The following is an 18781-nucleotide window of genomic DNA, read 5'->3' on the forward strand; positions in this document are numbered from 1 at the left end:
CTATTTCCGCTTCAGCGCATCCGCCAATGCAGCGCCGAACGCACCTTGCTGCGCCGGCCTTTCCGGCTGGCGCAGCGGTGCCGGCGAGCGTGGCGCCGGCTTGTTGCCATTGTCGCGCGGCCCTCCACGCGAGGCGCCGCCGTCGCCGTCCTTGCGCATCGACAGCGCGATGCGCTTGCGCTTGATGTCGACTTCGACGACGCGCACCTTGACCACGTCGCCGGCTTTGACCACCTCATGCGCGTCCTTGACGAAACGATCGGCCAATTGCGAGACGTGCACCAGCCCGTCCTGATGCACGCCGATATCGACGAAGGCGCCGAAGGCAGCGACATTGGTGACCGTGCCTTCCAAGAGCATGCCGGGCTTCAGATCCTTGATGTCATCGACGCCGTCGGCAAAGGTCGCTGTCTTGAAGCCGGGACGTGGATCGCGGCCGGGCTTTTCCAGCTCCGCCAGGATGTCGCGCACCGTCGGCAGGCCAAAGCGCTCATCGACGAAGACGCGCGGGTCGAGCGCCTTCAGCGCTGCGCTATCGCCCATCAGCGAGCGCACATCGCGGCCGCAGGCCGCGACGATCTTCTTGGCCACGCCATAGGCTTCCGGATGCACCGACGAGGCATCGAGCGGCTCGCTGCCATTGGCAATGCGCAGGAAGCCGGCAGATTGTTCGAACGCGCGCGGCCCAAGCCGCGCCACCTTGAGCAAATCCTTGCGGCTGGCGAAGGGTCCTGTCGCATCGCGATGCGCAACGATCGCTTCGGCCAGCGACGCGCCAAGGCCTGAAACCCGTGCCAGCAGCGGCGCCGATGCGGTATTCAAGTCGACGCCGACGGCATTGACCGCGTCTTCGACGACAGCCTCCAGCGAACGGCCGAGCCGGTACTGGTCGACATCGTGCTGATATTGGCCGACGCCGATCGACTTGGGCTCGATCTTGACCAGTTCGGCCAGCGGATCCTGCAGCCGCCGGGCGATCGACACCGCGCCGCGCAGCGACACGTCGAGGCCGGGAAATTCAGCTGCCGCTGTCGCTGAAGCCGAGTACACCGAGGCGCCGGCCTCGCTGACGATCACCTTGAGCGGCTTTGGCCCGGCATCGGCAGGCATCTCGGACAGCATGTCGGCCACCAGCTTCTCCGTCTCGCGAGAGCCGGTGCCGTTGCCGATCGAAATCAACTCGACCTTGTGCAGGCGAATGAGCTTGGCCAGTTCCGCTTGCGTGCCGCGCACATCGTTCCTGGGCGGAAAAGGATAGACGGTCGTCGTCGTCAGCACCTTGCCGGTACCGTCCACCACCGCCACCTTGACGCCGGTGCGGATGCCGGGGTCGAGCCCCATCGTGGCGCGCGAGCCGGCGGGTGCGGCGAGCAGCAGATCTTTCAGGTTACGGGCGAAGACATGGATCGCCTCTTCCTCGGCCCGCTCGCGCAGATCGCGCATCAGATCGAGCGTCAGATGCAGCGAAAGCTTGATGCGCCAGGTCCAGCCGGCGACCTCCATCAGCCAGCGGTCGCCAGGCAGGCTGCCACCGATGGCATAGGAGTTGGCGATCATGCGCTCGACCGGCTTCACCGGCGACGCATCGTCGGCATCGACCTCGATGTCGAGCGACAGCACCTCCTCGTTGCGGCCGCGCAGCATCGCCAGCGCGCGATGACTCGGCACCGTGGCCCAGCGCTCGACATGGTCGAAATAGTCGGAGAATTTCGCACCAGCCTCCTGCTTGCCGTCGACGACCCTGGCCCGCATGAAGGCGCGTTCCTTCATGTAGCTTCGCAATTTGCCGACCAGATCGGCATTTTCGGCGAATTGTTCCGACAGGATGTCGCGCGCGCCGTCGAGCGCCGCCTTGGCATCCGCCACCTCTTCGCCGAGATAGGCCAGCGCCAGTTCGGCCGGCACCAGCGCACGATCAGCAAGGATGGCCTCGGCCAGCGGCCCCAGCCCGCGCTCACGCGCGATCTCGGCTTTGGTCCTCCGCTTCGGCTTGTAGGGCAGATAGATGTCTTCCAGTTCGGCCTTGGTGGTTGTTGCCGCGATCTTGCCTTCCAGTTCCGCCGTGAGCTTGCCCTGCTCGCGGATCGAACCGAGAATGGCGTCGCGGCGCGCCTCGAGTTCGCGCAGATAGGCAAGCCGTTCGGCCAGCAGGCGCAACTGCGTGTCATCAAGCCCGCCCGTGACCTCCTTGCGGTAGCGCGCCACGAACGGCACCGTCGCCCCTTCGTCCAGCAATTCGATCGCCGCCGCAGCCTGTTCCGGCCGTGAAGCAATCTCGGCTGCGATGAGGGCTGCGATGCGCTTGATGTCGGATGCCATGTCGTTCCTGTACCCAGTCGAAAAGAGCGGCGACCATAGGCGCTGCGCATCGCTACGCCAACCGCGGCGTTTTCAACCCCCAGAAAGGTCCACAGGAAAGCGTGCCGGAGTCCAGACGCCCGGGCGTGACTAAACCAGATGGCTCAGCGCCTCCAGGAAGGCAACGACCTCGACATCCAGCGGATCGTCGACCGGGACTGGTTGCGACGACATCTTGGCAATCACCACTTCTGCTTGCGGATTGACGTAGAGCCATTGGCCATGGATGCCGATGCCGCAGAAGGCACCACTTGCCGCCCCGGTCTGGTACCATTTGTTGCGGTAGCGTCCCTCAGGAAACAGGAACGCCATGGTGCCGCGCTGCCAGGCCTCGAGGCTGCCGCCGGTGGCGACCGTATCGCGCACCCATGCCTCCGGCACGATGCGGCGGCCATTGACTGTCCCCCCTTGCCGCATCATCTCGCCGACCCGCGCCAGGTCGCGCGGCGTCACCGAAATGCCGCCAGCCGTGCGCGCCGTGCCTTCCATGTCGACGCCGATCGAGGCTTCACTGACCGCACCGAGCGGCAGCCAGAGTTTCTCGCGCATCAGATCGGCAAAACGCTGGCCCGACGCGCGTTCGAGCAGGATGCCAAGCAGGTCCGAATTGGGCGAGCGGTAACGAAACGTCTGGCCATGCGGCTCTGGCAGACGCTGCAGCGTCAGGATGAACTCGCGCAAGCTTTCGGTGCCGCCGCCCGGGTTCCACAAAGTGGCGCGACGGTAACGGGCAAAGGCGCTTTCCGGGTCGAGATATGCCTCCTCGAAATCGAGGCTGACGGTCATATCCAGCACATGCCGCACACTCGCGTCGCCATAGGCCGAACCGGCAGCTTCCGGAATGTAATGCGTGACAGGGGCTTGCGGATCGAAAAACCCCTCACCTTCCAATATGCCGGCGATGATGGCGGTGACCGACTTGCTGATCGAAAAGATGATGTGGCGCGCGCCGAAATCCATATGCGGTGCGAACCAGTCGCCAACGACCTTGCCACCCTTCATGATGGTCAGCGCGTCGGTGTCTGAACGCTTGAGAAAGGCCGCTACCGTCTCCGCGCCATTTGGCAAGGCGATCTTCTCGCCGAGCAACCCACCAAGATCCTGAACCGGCGCCTCGCTGCCACCCGCCGCCGCCACGCGGGCAGTCGGCACCAGTTCGCCGAGGTTCTGGAACGACCACCTGTTGTAGGGGTTTTCCCGCCAGTTGCCGAGCAGCACCTGATTGCGGGCAAAGCCATATCGGGTCTCGAACGCGGTCGTGCCGGTCATGGCGTCTCCTCACAGTTTCTTCTTGGGGCTCAGGCCAGCGCCGCGGCAATCACGTGCACGGCCTTCAGCGTCGCCACGGAATAGGCGATGTTGGTGAAATCCGGATAGGTCGAAAGCTTCACCACGACCATTCTCGTGTCCCAGTCGATATGGATCAATTGGCCGAACACGCCCCGGCACATCAGCGCGCGCGAGCGCGGGTCCTCGATCCAGAACTGGTTGCGGTAGCTGCCTTCCGGCAGGCTGGGATTGAAATCCGCTCCATGCCGGCCGTCGCGCGTCGCCTCGATCCACCCGGCCGGCACCACGCCACCGCCATTGTCGAGGATCAGCTGGCCGAAGCGGCCATAGTCGCGCAGCGTCGCGTTGAAGCCGCCATCGGCCACCGCATAGCCGGTGCTGTCGACGGTGAAGCAGGCGCTTTCATCGGCGCCAAGCTTTTGCCAGATCTCTTCGGAAACCAGTTGCGGCAGCCGCTTGCCTGTCACCCGCTCCATGATGAAGGCGAGCACATCGGTCTCGATCGAGCGGTACTCGAATTCAGCGCCATGCGGCCGGCTTTGCTCCTTCAGGCCCAGGATCAGCTCGAACATATGCGAAGGCCAGCGGAAGTCCGGATCGCTGCCCGGCGGCACCGGCTTCCAGCCGGTGGCGACATCGACCTGGCCGATGTCGGAATAGGGGTCGGTGTATTCCTCGGAAAAGCGCACGCCGCTGGTCATATCAAGCACATGCTGCACGCTGGCGCCGGCCCAACCGGTGGCGGCCAGTTCCGGCAGATAGGTCGTCACCGGCAGCGCCGGATCGATCAGGCCGCGCCCAACCAATATGCCGAACACTGAAGCGGTGACCGATTTCGCCATCGACTGCGACAGATGCAGCGAGCGGTCGGTCATGCCGTTGAAATAGCGCTCACAGGCGACCTTGCCGTCCTTGAGCACGAGGAACCCGTCCGTATAGGTTTCGTCGAGCAGCCCGGCCAATGTCGTCGGTGCGCCCGCGCTGTCCACCACCGGCAGCGCATCGAGATCGACTTCTGCCCGCTCGAGCCGGTGCCGATGGCCGTTGCCGCGCCAGACTTCGGCGGTCGGCAGGAATTCGCGTATGTGCTGGAACGCCCAGCGATTCCACGGGCCCCTGTCCCAGTCGAGCTTCGGCAGCACCATCTGCGGCGGCGAGCCTTGCATGATCGGCGGCGCCGGATCGCTGTTGCGATAGGATGTCATGGAACCTCCTCGTAGGCGCAAAGAAGGGAGGCCGAAGCCTCCCTTCCGCTGGACCCTAGACCGAACCTATTTGCGCAAATTGGTCCAGATCTTGTTGTAAATCTCGACCACCTCAGGCGGGCAAGGCGGAACGAACTCAGCGGCCGGCGCTCCTGCCGGCGGATTGAGTTCCGGCGACGCCGCGAAATCGGCCGGCAGGAACTTGTGGCTGCCGGCAATACCGTTGTCATAGCCGGCGAATTCCGAGATCAGCGCCGCGTTTTCCGGAGCCATGATAAAATCCTGGAAGAGCTTGGCGTTGTCGAGGTTCTTGGCGCCTTTCAGCACCGCGACATTGTCCATCCAGCCCTCGATGCCTTCCTTCGGATAGGCATACTTGATTGCCGGAATCTTCTGCCGTGCACGGTAGGTGGCGCCATTCCACGCCTGCGTGACGATGACGTCGCCGGAGGTGATCTTGGTGATGGTGTCGTAGCTGAAGGTCTTCCATGAAGGCTTGGCCGCCGTCAGGATGTCGTTGACCTTCTTCAGATCGGCCTTCTCGGCGCCGCAACGCGGCACGCCGGCATAGCGCTCAGCCGCATGCATGACGGTGTTGACGTCGTCGAGCATGTTGATCTGGCCCTTCAACTCGTCCGGCGGGTTGAACAGGATCGCCAGCGTGTCGATGTCGCCCTTGTACTTGTCGGTGTTGACTTCGAACGTGGTGGTGCCGAACTGCCATGGCGCGGTGTAGTGGCGGCCACTGTCCCAATAGATGTCGAGGAAGCGCGCGTCGATGTTCTTGCCGTTCGGCATAGCATTGGGCTCGGTCTTTTCGAGCAGGCCCTCGTCGACCATGATCTTCACGGTGTAATCCGACGGCACCACGATGTCGTAGCCGGAATTGCCGGCGCGCACTTTCGACAGCATGGTTTCGTTGGAGTCGTAATCGTCCAGCGTGACCTTGACGCTGTACTGTTTCTCAAACTTTTCGATCAGCTTGGGGTTGGTGTAGTCACCCCAATTGTAGATATGCAACTCGCCGTCGGCGAGCGCGGGCACTGCCCACAAAAACGCCGCTGTCGAAACAGCAGCCATCAGTTTCCTAGACATTTTTGTTCTCCTTTGCCTTCCCATTTATTCAGTTGGCCCATATTCAGTTGGCCCATTTGTTCAGTTGGCGCGTCGGCGCGCGATCAGGAACGATACCGAGACGAAGAGGATCGAGACCAGCAGCAGGATGGTGGAGATGGCATTGATCTCCGGCGTCATCGGCCGCCTGATCTGGTTCCAAATGTAGAGCGGCAGTGTCGTCTGTCCGGGACCGGCGACAAGCTGCGTGATGGTGAAGTCGTCGAAGGACACGATGAAGGCGAGTGCCGCACCCGACAGGATGCCGGGAACAAGCAAGGGCAGCGTTATGCGCCGGAAGGCGTGCCACGGCGTGGCATAGAGATCGGCCGCGGCGGATTCGAGCGTCAGATCCATATCCTCAAGACGCGCCCGGATCGGCATGTAGGCGAAGGGAATGCAGAACACGGTGTGGGCGAGGATCAGATTGCCGATGCCGAAGTTCAGCCCGAACGCGCCGGCGATCAAGGCGAAGAAAGACAAGGTTGCCACCGCGGTGATGATCTCGGGGACCATCAGCGGCAGGTTGATGACCATGAAGGCAGCCGAAAGCCCGTGCCACGGCTTCACCCGCGTCATGCCGATCGCCGCCAGCGTCGCGCAGATCGTCGAAATGATGGTCGCGGTCACCGAGATGATCAGCGTGTTCTCGGCGGCGTGGTGGAATTCCTCGTTGAGCAGCGCGCTGCCGTACCAGCTGAAGCCGACGCCCTCCCAATGCGTGACGAGCGAGCCGGTGTTGAACGAAAAGACCATCAGGATCAGGATGGGCACGTAGAGCACGGCAACGCAGATGATGGCGATTGTGCGGAATCCCGGTTGATCCTTGATATCGACGTTGCGGGGATCAGCCATGCTGGATCTTCCCCGATGTGTTACGAACGTAGAAGTAGAGGGCGACCAGCACCGCGGCCATCAGGATCAGCGCCTGGGCGCAGCCAAGCGGCCAGTTGCGCCCGGAGCCGAACTGCTGGGCGATGAGATCGCCGATCATCAGGTGGATGCCGCCGCCAAGGATCAGCGGCGTCACATAGGCGCCAAGCGCCGGAATGAAGACGAGCAGGCAGCCTGCGATAATGCCGGGCAGCGACAGCGGAATGATCACGCGCCAAAGCACCTGCCGGCGTGTCGCATAGAGGTCGTTGGCGGCCTCGACGAGCCGGAAATCCATCTTCTCCAGGCTGGCATAGAGCGGCAGGATCATGAACGGCAGGAACGAATACAGCAGGCCAAGCTGAATGGCGAAATTGGTGTAGAGCATGGTGATCGGCTTATCGATCACGCCAAGCCCGATCAGCAGATTGTTGATGAGACCTTCGTCGCGAATGATGAACATGATGGCCAGCGTGCGCACCAGCAGGTTCGACCAGAACGGAATGGTGATCAGCAGCACCCACCAATTGCGCTGCGCCGGTGTCCGCGTCGCCATGAAATAGGCGGTCGGAAAACCTAGCAGCAGGCAGATGACCGTGGTCACCACGGCGAACAGAAACGAGCGCAGATAGATGACCAGAAAATCCGGCGTGAACTGAAGCGTGTCATCGAAAATGTCGCGCTGGAACAGGAAGTTCAGATAGGCGTCCGTCGAAAACTTCCACTGCACGCCACCATAGGGCGCGGCAACGAGAAACGAATAGACGCAGATGATCAGCAGCGGCAGCACGCCGAACACGCCGATGACGACCAGCGCCGGCGTGGACAGCAGGCGATTGCGGCGGCTGGCAGCCCGCTCCGCCTTGGCTTCGAACAACGCGGCCTGGGAAACGACGTTTGCCATCAGTCCCTCAATATCCGCGCGCCGCCGTCCTCGAACACGATGCCGACCTTGGCCCCTGGGTCGAATGCCACCGCACTCGACCGGCTGTTCTGGTGGCGCACGATGAAGTTGTCGCCGCCGTCGAGCTTCACGTGGTAGTGGGTGTCGGTGCCGAAATAGACGACATTGGCCAGAACGCCGCCGACCGTGCCCTTGGCCGCATCGGCAACCAGATCCGCATGTTCCGGCCGCACCACGACCGTCACTTCACCGGAGGGATCGAAACCTTCGGGGAAACCCGCCGCGACCATTGCGTCTGAAGCGATCCTCACGGTGGCGATGCCGGATTTCTTCGAAACCACAGTACCTTTCAGGAAATTGGTTTCGCCGATGAAGTCGGCGACGAAACGCTCGGCCGGGCGATCGTAGATGTCGTGCGGCGTGCCGACCTGCAGGATCTTGCCGGCCGACATCACGGCGATGCGGTCCGACATCGTCAGCGCTTCTTCCTGGTCGTGGGTGACGAAGATGAAGGTGATGCCGGTCTCGTGCTGCAGCCGTTTCAACTCGATCTGCATTTCCTTGCGCAATTTGTAGTCGAGCGCCGACAGCGGCTCGTCGAGCAGCAGCACCTTCGGCTGCGGCGCCAAGGCACGGGCCAGCGCCACGCGTTGCTGCTGGCCGCCGGAGATCTGGCTGGTACGGCGAGCTGCCAGCGCCTCCATCTTGACCAGTTTCAGCATCTGGGCGACGCGCGCCGTAATCTCGGCCTTCGGCTTGCCCAACATTTCCAGGCCAAAGCCGATATTCTGCGCCACCGTCATGTGCGGGAATAGCGCATAGGACTGGAACACCGTGTTGACCGGCCGCTTGAACGGCGGCAGCGGCGCGATGTCCTCGCCATGCAGAAGTATTTCGCCGGCGCTCGGAAAATCGAAGCCGGCAATCAGCCTTAAAAGGGTTGTCTTTCCGCAGCCGGACGGCCCGAGCAGCGTGAAAAACTCATTCTCGCGGATCGACACCGAGACTGTGTCGAGAGCGGCGACCTGGTTTTCACCGGTGCCGAATACCTTGCGCACACCACGGACTTCGATCGCATTCTTACCCGGTTGTTCCGGCACGATTACCCCATTGAGAAAGCCTGCTCTTGGTGGCAGGTGTGTTCCTGTTTGATTGTCATCACAAGCCAGTCGGCTTGGCAACTGCGGAGCTGTAACTGGACTTTCAAACGCAATTCCCATGCCATCGTCAGGCCTGGTAGGTAACCTTTCCGCCGCAGATGGTGGTCACCGGCCGCACCGTGTGCAGCGCTTCCGGCGCGGTCGCCTCGATGTCGGCGGACAGCACCACCAGATCGGCCAGATAGCCTGGCTTCAACCGGCCTTTGCGGTGCTCCATGAACTCGCTATAGGCGCCCTCGACCGTGTAGCCGGCAAGCGATTCCTGCAGCGAGAACCTCTGGTCCGGCAGCCCCTCTGCCCAAGGTTTGCGCAGCACCGCCGCCTGGATGCCCAGGATCGGATCAACCGGCGAAACCGGCCAGTCGGAGGCGAAGACGACGTGGGCGCCGGCATCTTTCAGGGTCCGCCAAGCGTAGCTCAACGGCCATTTTGCGCGGCCGATGCGCGAAATCGTCGGCTCCAGTGGAAAGTTCATGGCTCCCGGCGGATGCGGCGGCTGCATCGAGGCGATGACGCCGAGCTCGGCAAAGCGCGGCACGTCGGACCGCGTGGTGACCTCGATGTGCTCGACCCGGTGCCGGCTGTCGCGCTTGCCGTTCTTTTTCTGCGCCGCCTGGTAGCCGTCGAGCACGGCGCGCACCGCGCCGTCGCCGATCGAATGCACAGCGATCTGAAGGCCGCGCCTGTCGGCCTCGACCGCCACCTCGGCGAAATGCTCCGGCGTAAACAGCGGCTCGCCGCGCCAGCCCGGCCGGTCGGCATAGTCGTCGACCATGACGGCGGTCCAGGAATCGAGAACGCCGTCATAGAAGACCTTGACCATGCCCGACGAAAGCCACTCGGAATTGTATGCCGTCGCCATGCGCGAGGCCTTTTCCAGCATGTCCAGCGTCATGAAGTTCTTGAAATGGAACGGAATCTTGGTGCGGCAAAGCAGCCGCCCTTCCGCTTCCAGCCCGGCAAGCAGCTCCAGCTGGTAGAGGTTGCCGTCCATGTTCTGGATCGAGGTGATGCCGTGCTGGGCGCACCATTGCAGCCCTCGGTGCATCAGGTCGCGATCGGCGGCCAGTTCTTCCGCGGTTGGATAGGGCTCGGGCTCCTGGCCCGTCAGGCCGAGCCGCGTCCGGTTGGCCCCGAAATGCTCGAGGATCGGCCCGAAGGCCTCGCCCTCGCGCAATTCGCCGGCGGCGAGCCCATCGGTGCCCATGACAACCTCGTTGCCCGGCCCGACCTGCTTGCCATGCAGCAAGCCCGCTTCTTCCAGCGCCTTGGTGTTCGCCCACATCGTGTGGTGGTCGGATGCCGACATGGCGAAGGGGCGGTCGGGAATGATGCGGTCGAGATGATGCCGCGTGACCGGCTCGGGCAGGATCGCATAGTCGACGCCGGCGCCGATCAGCAGTCTGGCGTTCGGCCGCGCCGCCGCGAAGGCGCGGATCGCATCGCGCAAGGCATCGAAGCCATGCACGCCTGCCAGATGCAGATTGTCGAGCTCGGCCGCGCCGCCGAACAGATGCATGTGCGCTTCGATGAAACCGGGCACGACCGAGCCGCCCTGGGCGTCGATGACCCTGGTGGCCGGGCCCTCGAGCTCTTCGATGGCGGCGCGGTTGCCGATGGCAATGATGGCGCCGTCCTTGACGGCAATGGCCTCGGCGGCGGGATTGTCATCGTCCATGGTCCGCACACGACCGTTGATGACGATCAGATCAGCACCCGCACCCGTGACAGACATCGCGACTCCGCGCTTTTGACGACTGACTGAGACCGGCAACCCTGTTGTCCAACAACCCGCCACTCCGCAGAGCGGCGCTGTCGGGCGAAAATGATGCCAGTGCGCTGTCTCTGGAGATTCCCCTTGTTATCCCCGAGGACAGCGTGGATAAAAGAATGCGACTAAATATTCGCGTTTGTCAACGTGCCGAATTTCGAATGTATTGTGGACAGCATCCGGCGCTTGGGACGGGGGAACGAGGGCATCGGTACGTGAAGCGCAATCTCAGCCGCGAAACCAGGATAGCGCTCCAACCGCGCAAGCAGCCGCGGCAGGAACGGTCGAGCAAGGTGGTCGACCGGATACTCGACGCGGCGCTGACCTTGACGCGGGAGCAAGGAACCAAGACGCCAACGACGCTCGCCATTGCACAGCGCGCCGGCCTGTCGGTCGGTTCGGTCTACCAATACTTCCCCAACAAGGAGGCCATTCTTCTCGACCTCGCCCGGCGCTGGCTGTCATCCTTTCCCGAGGTCATCGCCAAGCGCATCAAGGTCGCTCCGCCCACCAACCGCGAAGAGTTTCGGCAGGAAGTGCGAGAGCTCTTCATCGATACCTCCAGGATTTATCTCGACAACGCCAATCTGATGCCGGTGATCGAGGCTATCTCCGGCAATGCCGACCTCAGGCCGATCCAGGACGAGTATGACGACCAGATCATCGCCCTCTACGCGGCATGGCTGCAGCATGTGAACCCGGCGCTTGAAGGCAAGATCGCCAGCCGGCTCGGCGTGGTTATGATGGAGGTCGGGCACGTCTGCCGGCTTGTGGGGTTGAAAAAAGACCGCAAGACGTTCGACCTCATTGAGGACGATGTGGAAACCATGTGGCTCGCTTTGGTGAGCCCCTATCTCAATCTTGACTAAGTTCGCATTTCGAGAGGAATTTTATGAAGACTGTCTATTCGCCGCTTCATGCCGGCCATGCCGGGCAGATGGAACTGGTTGCGTCGGCCATCGTGCCGGGTTTCGAAAAGCCGTCGCGGGCCGAGTTCATCAAGGCGCGGGTCGAAAGCGAAAAGCTCGGGCCGATCATCACGCCGGTCGAGCATGATCTTACCGCCGCCAAGCGCATCCACAAAGCCGACTATATCGACTTCCTGCCGACCGTCTGGCCGCAATGGACGGCCGCCGGCTTCACGGGCTCGGCCATGCCCTTCACCTGGCCAACGCGCGGCCTGCGCGGCGACGTGCGGCCGCAGCGCATCGACGCCCTGCTCGGCTACTATTCCTTCGATGCCGGCGCCACTTTCGTCGAGGGCACCTGGACCGCGATCAAGTCGTCTTACGATGTCGCGCTGACCGCTGCCGCGCTGGTCAAGGGTGGCGAGACATCGGCCTTCGCGCTTTGCCGTCCACCCGGCCATCACGCCGGTGCCGGCTTCATGGGCGGCTACTGCTTCATCAACAACGCCGCCGTCGCCGCGCAATGGTTTCTTGACCAAGGCGCCAGACGGGTCTCGATCCTCGATGTCGACTATCACCATGGCAACGGCACGCAGGAAATCTTCTACGACCGCGCCGACGTCCAGGTCATCAACCTGCATGGCGATCCCCTGACCGAGTATCCGTTCTTTCTCGGCCATGCCGACGAGCGTGGCGCGGGCGAAGGCGAAGGCTTCAACATCAACTATCCGATGCCGTTCGGCACCGGCTGGGACGCCTGGAACGCATCGCTGGACGATGCCTGCACGAAACTTGCCGCTTACGCGCCGGATGTCGTCATCGTCTCCCTCGGCGTCGACACTTTTGAGAAAGACCCGATCAGCCAGTTCAAGCTGAAAAGCCCCGACTATCCCAAGATCGGCCGCCGCATCGCAAAACTCGGCCTGCCGACGCTGTTCGTCATGGAAGGTGGCTACGCCGTCGAAGAGGTCGGCATCAACGCCGTCGGCGTGCTGACCGGCTTCGAGGACAGGTAACAAAACAGGGCGGACGCCCTGTTTTGCCGATCAGGTGGCTGCGCCAGCGCTCGGCGCGGCAGCGGGGGTCGCTGCCTTGCGCGACCGGCCGAGATAATAGACCGCCGCCGCCGCGATGATGCCCGCCGCCAGAATGCTTGCCGCCAGCACCGGCCGGTACCAGAACCAGGCGATGGCGATGGTCGTCGTCCCGACCAGGATCGCCAGGAAGAAGGCGATGATGCCGGTCCCCATCCGCGCGATGCTGCCGAGGAAGGGTATGACGTCGAGGATGACGCCGATCGGGCTGAGAAACAGCGCAAAGCCGATCGTCAGCAGCAACAGGCCGGCGGCGCGCAGCAACCAGGTGATGATAGTGTTTTCAGAGACCGCGTCGGCGAACATCTTCGCCGCCGGCACGTCGCCAGTATCCACCATCAGCAACTGGTCGCCGGCGACCGTCTGGTAGGGCTCGAACCGGCTGCCGGCCTGCCGCGCGACGATGCTGACCACGCCAAGCGGCGCCAGCTCATAGCCGATGCGATAGTCCCCCAACGCCGGCGATGTCGTGTCGGCGCCGAGATAGATCTTGCCGTCGACGACGTTGATTGGCTTTGTGCCGGTATAGGCGGCCTTGATCGCAGCCGCCTGGCTGGATGCGAGCGAATAGTCCTTGTCGCCCTCGATGCGGTCGAGCACCGGCGTATCGAGATCGAACGCGACGAGCTTGCCGTCCGGAATCTGGAAAGTCTTGCTGTGAATTTCCATCGGCGGATTCTGGTGGCCGTCCGGCTTCTTGAAATCCGATGAATCGATCTGGCTGTCATCCCACACCTTGGAATAGGAGTAGGTCGTCACCGTCTCCTCGCCGCCGCCCAGCTTCTTCTCTGTTTCGGACTTGGATTCTTCCTTCCACTGGTACATCTCGGCAGTGCGCGACAGGCGCAGCCCTTGCGCCGCAATGCCGAAGTCGGGGTCGGCAAGGCCGTCGCTCGCCGTCACCGGGCCACTGACATGCACAAGCTTGCCGTCATTGGCGGCATCGACGCTGTCTGCCCCAACCGAGACGACCGCACCGGAGCCCTCGGCCAGCGAGCGCGCCGTCTGCACAGCGCGACCCTCGTTCCAGAACAGCCCGATCACCATCAGCACGACCAGCAACAGGCCGAAGACGACCCCGCCAACCGCGCGCTTGATCCGCCCGAACCACGAGACGGATGTTACTTCCCGAAATGAATCGCTCATTGTTTCCCCCGAAACTGCTATTGTCGAAACTTGCGCGCGAGCGGACTGCCGCGCGCTTCAAACCATTAATCAGCGTGAATGCGCGCGCCGCAATCCTTGCCGTTCTCGCAGGAATGCACCGCCCGTGTCGTCCCGCCATCGCCGATCCGCCATGGCGAGGCGGTCAGCGGTGACTGTTGATTGCCGCTGAGCAGATCGAGAGCGCGCATGGCGGTTTGCTCGTCTCCCCGCTGCACGATCTCGACGTCCTCGAGGCCGATCGCTGCAAGCTGCGGCATCACCACATCCGGGTCGCCCGCCACGACGATCAGCGAGGGATCGAGCGACGACAATGCCAGCGCCTGTTTCTGCACGGCGTCGAGCGTAAGCTTGGTGCGCGCTGTCATGCGGCCCTGCTGGTCTTCCAGCGTCGAGCCGCTGCCGACGGCGCCGATCAGCGAACTGAACAATCCTGCCGAAGTTTCCGCCGATCCGGCCAGTGCCCGGCGGTAGACAGTGACCGTGCGGTCGACCTCGTCCTGCGCCACCGGCAAGGTCTTCAGTCCGGCAAATCCTTTTAGGATTTCGGTGATCGCCGGACCGGTGTTGGCTCGCTCGACGGTGGTCGCCACCACCAGTCCGGAGCCGGCCTTCATCGGGCTGAGCAGATAGCTCGACACGCCGTAGGAATAACCCTTCTCCTCGCGGATCACCGAATTCAGCCGGCTCGAAAAATCGTCGCCGAGCAGATTGGCGACCGCAGTCGATTCGGCACGCTCGCTTTCGTCGCTGCCGGGTGCGGGCCGAGCCACGAACAGTGCCGACTGGCTGGCGCCGGGTTCCGGCACCAGCAGCACTTTTTGGCCGCCATTGAAATGCGCCGCCGGCGAGGCTTCGGGCGCGTAGCCGGCAGCATCGCTTGACCATGCGCCGAACGCCTTTTCAAGGCTGGCGGCGACTGTTTCCACCGGCACCGGGCCGACGCTGTAGAAGGTCACGGATTTCGGCGTGAACACGGCCTTGAAGGCAGCCTTCGCGTCATCCAGCGAGATCGACGCCAGTGCCTTTGCCGACCAGTCGATCGCCGCCTTGCCTGGCTCTTGCGGAATGAGTGCTGCCTTCGCAGCGCGGCCTGCCACACCCGGCAGGTCCGCTTCGCGGCCATTGAGCCAGTCGGCAGTCTGCGCCGTCAGGATGGTCCAGTCGGCCTTGTCGAATCGCGGCTTCAGCACCGCGTCGGCAAGCAGTCCGATGCCTTGATCGAGTTTCTCGGGCTGGACGCCGAGCGTCATCGCCGTGGTCAGGGTGCCCGCCTGGGAACCGATACTGGCGCCGATATCGCTGGTGGCCTTGGCGAAGTCAGCGGAACCACGCTCGCCGGCACCGCGCGTCGCCATGCTGGCGGCAAGTTCGAGCAGCCCTTCCTTGCCTTCCGGCACGCTGTTCCAGCCGCCTTCGGCGCTCGCCGCGAGATAGACCATCGGCGCTTCCGGCATGGTGTAGTGGACAAGCCTGATGCCATTCGAGAGCGTCGCCGTCTCTTTTTCCGGCAGCACCGCCGAAGGTGCGTTGCCGGCCGGGTGCTTGGGAATGTCGATCGCCACGCGCTCCGGCGCGGTGAACGGCTGCGGTTTGCCGGACGATCCGATCAACGCATCCGGGTAGCCGCCGCGCGGACCGGGCTTCAGCACCAGAACGCTGGCGTCTTCCGGCTTCAACAGCCGTTTGATCGTCGCTTCGATATCGGCGGCACTGGCATTCTTGATCCTTGGATCGTCCTCCAGCGCGCTCTGTGCATCGCCGAGGATATCGGCGTCGTAGGAGACCGCGCCGGCGCGATCCTTCAACGACTCGGTGCCGAGCCGGGCACCGAGCAACAAATTGCTGCGCGCGCGTTCCACGTCCGCCGGATCGAGCGGCGTCTTCAGGAAATCGGCGAAAACCGCCTTCATCTCGGCTTCGAGCGCCTCGGGAGCGACACCTTGCGCAGCACCCGCCTCAAGGGTGAAGCGGCCACCGAGCAGCCCACCCGTCCAGCCGGCGCTGGCATAGGTGGCGATGCCCTTCTGCGCCACCAGCCGGTTGCGCAGGAAGCCGTAATCGCCGTTGCCGAGCAGTTCCGCGGCGATGCTAAGCGCGCCATTGTCTGGCGACTGCGCTGCCGGACCGCTGAAGCCGACCACCACGACCGGGCTCGGCACACGATCCTCGAGCACCAGTTTAAGCCTGGCCTGCGTCGGTTCGGGCACTGCCGGCCGCGCCACGTCGGCGCCGCGCGGTATCCGGCCGAACGTGTCTTCGATCAGCGCCTTGGTTTCATCCACCTTGAGGTCGCCGACCAGCACCAGCACGGCATTGTTGGGCAGGTAATAGCTGTTGAAGAAGCCTCTGACATCGTCGAGCGTCGCGGCATCGAGGTCGGCCACCGAACCGATGACCATGCGGCTGTAGGGATGCGGCTTCGGAAACAGCCCCGACCAGAAGGCTTCCCAGCCGGAGGCGCCAGCCTTGTCGAGCACGTTCTGGCGCATCTCGTTCTTGACCACGGAGCGCTGCAGGTCGAGCTTGGCCTGGGTCACCGAACGGCCGAGATTGGCCATGCGGTCGGCTTCCAGCGACAGGATCATCGGCAGCGACGACGACAGGCCGTCGACATAGAAGACCGTGCCGTCCTCGGTGGTCCAGGCGTTGATCTCGTTGCCGAGCGCGGCGTGCGCCCCGAACACGTTCGGCCATGCCGGCGTGCCGGAAAACATCAAATGCTCGAACAGATGCGCAAAGCCCGAGCGTCCGGCCGGTTCGTTCATCGAGCCGACGCGATAGCGCAGGTTCATCACCACTTTCGGCGCGCGATGATCCGGCACCAGCACCACCTGCAGCCCGTTGCCAAGCGCATAGGTGACGACAGGCTCGGCCTTCGCCGGCTCTGCCGCCCAGGCGCCGCTCCACAGCGCAAGCGCCACCGTGAATGCGAGAAAAATCCGCACCATGATCAAACCCCATCTCGACGGCCGCGAAACACGCGCCGCCAACATCGCCCAGAATCGATCGAAAAGGACGCCCATCCGTTCCGGTCGCCGCAACCTATCGGAATCGATCGGTCGCCGATACGGCACGCTTGCAACAAGGTCTGGCTTTTTCGTGTCGGGACCTGTGGTCGAAGCTCCCGAAAGCCGGCCTCTGAGTCGCGCCTGAGTCCACAGGATTCGATTTTGTCAAATCGCGTTTGATGTCGGATTCGAGTGCGGGTAGATTAGACCCGAATCAGCCGGTCCTGGGGGGCGCGGCGACCACCCAAAGTCTCACGTTCCGGAGTTTCTCCGGCGCCAGACGCGGACGGCTTCGCGTTCCCTGAAAGGATTCGGTTTGATCCGCGCGACCCCGCGCCATGCGTGTGCTTCGTAAACGTAATGCGTATCCAAGTTCGGCTGCTGGTCACTCCAGCCTCCGGGCTCAAGAATAGATTCCGGCCATGACATACAACCAAAGCAGCAAATGAGCAGTCCCGCCGCGCTTCTGCAATCCGACACAGTAGGCTCGCGCCTCGCGTCCCGCGGCGATCTCACCTCTTTTTTCATGCAGCTTGCCGCCGAGATCGGCGCCGACAGCTACATGCTCGTCGCCATCGTCCACGACCAGGACCGCAACGACGCGCGCATCGTTTCTTCCAACTGGATCTTCGACGCCATCGAACTGATCGGCAAGCGACTGATCGCTGGCCTTGCTCAAGGGGCATTGACGGCCGCGCCCGGCATCCGCCCGAAACCATTGGTGGCCGCCCATGCGCCCGACGATGGCGGACTGCTTACCGGCGAGGAGGCCCGCCTTCTCGACGTGCTCGGCCACGCCGAAATCTATTCGCTGCGGCTGAATGTCGGCCGCCAGCGCCTGTTCGCGCTGTTTTCTGCGGCGGCTGCCGGCAAGATCGACCAGCCGGCGCTGATGAAGGCGCAGCTGAAGTGCTGCTATGCGCTCTCCAGCATCCCGCAATTGATCGCCGCCGCCGCCATGCAGGATCCGCTGTCCGATCGCGAGCGCGAATGCCTGTTCTGGGTCTCCGAAGGCAAGACCACCGACGAGGTCGCGGTCATCCTTGGCGTCTCCTCGAACACCGTCAACAGCTACATCACTCACGCCATACAGAAATTCGCGGCCTCGAACCGCGCGATGGCTATCGCCACGGCGATCAGGAGCGGCATCATTTGAAACACGCGCACATCAAGGAGGCGGCGGAAGCCCTTTTCAGTGAGCAGCGCAATCCGTTCGGAGCCTTCTCGCTCGGCTCCGAAACGCATCACGCCGTCACCATTCCCGATGCCGTGCGCCGCTGCCGCTGGATCGCCGTCGACGTCAATGCCTCGGCCTTCGGCCTGTTCTTCGTCAGTCCGTCACCGGAACGCGCCCGTCTCGTGGCCAGCTTCGATTCCGACTATCCCGGCACCGCCGTCGCGACGAAATTCATCTCCGGCGCCAATGGCGAGGAGATCGTACGCCACACCCGCACCTCGACGGCGCCGCGCTGGTGGGCGGATGACGGCATGGCCGGCTCGGAAGCGACATTCCAGAACCTTGCCTGGTCGGAGCGCATGGCGCCGCTGGCGCCGGGCACCAACGGCATCGCCTTTCCCGTCCATGCCGATCGCGGCCATTGCGGGTTGGTGGTTTTCCTGGGCTCGCAAATGGCCTTGCCGGAAGACGCGCTCTACGAGATCCACGCCCGCTGTTTCTCGCTGTTTGCAGCGGTCGCCCGTATCCGTCCGAGCGATGCCGGCAGGATGCGCTCGATCTCCAAGCGCGAACTCGAATGCCTGAAGCTGACCGCCAACGGCAACACCAGCGAGGAGATCGCACGGCTGCTGAAACTGTCGGTCCACACCGCCAACCAGTATCTGACCCAGTCGACCCAGAAGCTCAACGCGGTCAACCGCAACCAGGCGGTCGCCAAGGCGCTGCGGCTGGGTCTGATTGAATAGGGCAGGC

14 protein-coding genes are annotated in these 18781 nt (G+C 63.4%); 4 read left to right on the top strand and 10 right to left on the bottom strand.

Features of this window, described 5'->3' with window-relative positions:
* The 8 genes from AC1DVW_RS11700 to AC1DVW_RS11735 all read right to left on the bottom strand — a co-directional run bounded on the left by AC1DVW_RS11700 (position 1) and on the right by AC1DVW_RS11735 (position 10638).
* A complete protein-coding gene (locus AC1DVW_RS11700; protein WP_477323208.1) occupies positions 1-2319 on the bottom strand; it encodes a Tex family protein in 2319 nt (772 codons plus the stop codon).
* 129 nt (positions 2320-2448) lie between these two features.
* The gene (locus AC1DVW_RS11705; RefSeq protein ID WP_477323210.1) at positions 2449-3627 is read right to left on the bottom strand and encodes a serine hydrolase domain-containing protein; all 1179 of its coding nucleotides are present in this window, start codon (positions 3625-3627) and stop codon (positions 2449-2451) included.
* A 29-nt stretch (positions 3628-3656) separates the two neighbouring features.
* Entirely contained in the window at positions 3657-4853 is a 1197-nt protein-coding gene (locus AC1DVW_RS11710) for a serine hydrolase domain-containing protein (protein WP_477323212.1), read from the bottom strand.
* 66 nt (positions 4854-4919) lie between these two features.
* Positions 4920-5948, bottom strand: a complete 1029-nt coding sequence (locus AC1DVW_RS11715; protein WP_477323214.1) for an extracellular solute-binding protein — start codon at positions 5946-5948, stop codon at positions 4920-4922.
* 60 nt (positions 5949-6008) lie between these two features.
* Positions 6009-6821: an ABC transporter permease gene (locus AC1DVW_RS11720; protein ID WP_477323216.1), complete on the bottom strand. Its 813-nt coding sequence runs from the start codon at positions 6819-6821 to the stop codon at positions 6009-6011.
* Positions 6814-7743, bottom strand: a complete 930-nt coding sequence (locus AC1DVW_RS11725; protein WP_477323218.1) for an ABC transporter permease — start codon at positions 7741-7743, stop codon at positions 6814-6816. The genes AC1DVW_RS11720 and AC1DVW_RS11725 overlap by 8 nt, the downstream gene beginning before the upstream one ends.
* The gene (locus AC1DVW_RS11730; protein ID WP_477323219.1) at positions 7743-8843 is read right to left on the bottom strand and encodes an ABC transporter ATP-binding protein; all 1101 of its coding nucleotides are present in this window, start codon (positions 8841-8843) and stop codon (positions 7743-7745) included. The genes AC1DVW_RS11725 and AC1DVW_RS11730 overlap by 1 nt, the downstream gene beginning before the upstream one ends.
* A gap of 127 nt (positions 8844-8970) precedes the next feature.
* Positions 8971-10638 (bottom strand): amidohydrolase, encoded by a 1668-nt coding sequence (locus tag AC1DVW_RS11735; RefSeq protein ID WP_477323221.1) that lies wholly within the window; start codon positions 10636-10638, stop codon positions 8971-8973.
* A 44-nt stretch (positions 10639-10682) separates the two neighbouring features.
* On the opposite strand from AC1DVW_RS11735, the gene AC1DVW_RS11740 reads away from it, so the two are divergent.
* Positions 10683-11543, top strand: coding sequence for a TetR/AcrR family transcriptional regulator (locus tag AC1DVW_RS11740; RefSeq protein ID WP_477323223.1), 861 nt, complete (start codon positions 10683-10685; stop codon positions 11541-11543).
* 23 nt (positions 11544-11566) lie between these two features.
* The gene (locus AC1DVW_RS11745) at positions 11567-12598 is read left to right on the top strand and encodes a histone deacetylase family protein (protein WP_477323225.1); all 1032 of its coding nucleotides are present in this window, start codon (positions 11567-11569) and stop codon (positions 12596-12598) included.
* Between the two features lie 30 nt (positions 12599-12628).
* Here AC1DVW_RS11745 and AC1DVW_RS11750 read toward each other — a convergent pair whose 3' ends face one another.
* Together AC1DVW_RS11750 and AC1DVW_RS11755 are read right to left on the bottom strand one after the other, a co-directional pair.
* Positions 12629-13822 carry a TMEM43 family protein gene (locus tag AC1DVW_RS11750; protein ID WP_477323227.1) on the bottom strand — a complete coding sequence of 398 codons (1194 nt, stop codon included), beginning with the start codon at positions 13820-13822 and terminating at the stop codon, positions 12629-12631.
* Positions 13823-13887: 65 nt separating this feature from the next.
* A complete protein-coding gene (locus AC1DVW_RS11755) occupies positions 13888-16791 on the bottom strand; it encodes a M16 family metallopeptidase (RefSeq protein WP_477323229.1) in 2904 nt (967 codons plus the stop codon).
* A gap of 505 nt (positions 16792-17296) precedes the next feature.
* Here AC1DVW_RS11755 and AC1DVW_RS11760 point away from each other — a divergent pair.
* Complete coding sequence (locus AC1DVW_RS11760; protein ID WP_477323231.1) at positions 17297-18007, top strand: helix-turn-helix transcriptional regulator; 711 nt, start codon at positions 17297-17299, stop codon at positions 18005-18007.
* Positions 18004-18774: a helix-turn-helix transcriptional regulator gene (locus AC1DVW_RS11765; protein ID WP_477323233.1), complete on the top strand. Its 771-nt coding sequence runs from the start codon at positions 18004-18006 to the stop codon at positions 18772-18774. Before AC1DVW_RS11760 ends, AC1DVW_RS11765 begins: the two co-directional genes overlap by 4 nt.
* Positions 18775-18781: the final 7 nt, after the last annotated feature.

The organism is Mesorhizobium sp. P3_B5 (assembly GCF_056402815.1).

What these genes read in the sequence shown, in the direction of transcription:
- AC1DVW_RS11725 (WP_477323218.1), bottom strand. Translation starts at nt 7,743, where the DNA reads ATGGCAAACGTCGTTTCCCAGGCCGCGTTGTTCGAAGCCAAGGCGGAG.
- AC1DVW_RS11715 (WP_477323214.1), bottom strand. Translation starts at nt 5,948, where the DNA reads ATGTCTAGGAAACTGATGGCTGCTGTTTCGACAGCGGCGTTTTTGTGG.
- AC1DVW_RS11735 (WP_477323221.1), bottom strand. Translation starts at nt 10,638, where the DNA reads ATGTCTGTCACGGGTGCGGGTGCTGATCTGATCGTCATCAACGGTCGT.
- AC1DVW_RS11750 (WP_477323227.1), bottom strand. Translation starts at nt 13,822, where the DNA reads ATGAGCGATTCATTTCGGGAAGTAACATCCGTCTCGTGGTTCGGGCGG.
- AC1DVW_RS11705 (WP_477323210.1), bottom strand. Translation starts at nt 3,627, where the DNA reads ATGACCGGCACGACCGCGTTCGAGACCCGATATGGCTTTGCCCGCAAT.
- AC1DVW_RS11700 (WP_477323208.1), bottom strand. Translation starts at nt 2,319, where the DNA reads ATGGCATCCGACATCAAGCGCATCGCAGCCCTCATCGCAGCCGAGATT.
- AC1DVW_RS11760 (WP_477323231.1), top strand. Translation starts at nt 17,297, where the DNA reads ATGAGCAGTCCCGCCGCGCTTCTGCAATCCGACACAGTAGGCTCGCGC.
- AC1DVW_RS11755 (WP_477323229.1), bottom strand. Translation starts at nt 16,791, where the DNA reads ATGGTGCGGATTTTTCTCGCATTCACGGTGGCGCTTGCGCTGTGGAGC.
- AC1DVW_RS11720 (WP_477323216.1), bottom strand. Translation starts at nt 6,821, where the DNA reads ATGGCTGATCCCCGCAACGTCGATATCAAGGATCAACCGGGATTCCGC.
- AC1DVW_RS11745 (WP_477323225.1), top strand. Translation starts at nt 11,567, where the DNA reads ATGAAGACTGTCTATTCGCCGCTTCATGCCGGCCATGCCGGGCAGATG.
- AC1DVW_RS11710 (WP_477323212.1), bottom strand. Translation starts at nt 4,853, where the DNA reads ATGACATCCTATCGCAACAGCGATCCGGCGCCGCCGATCATGCAAGGC.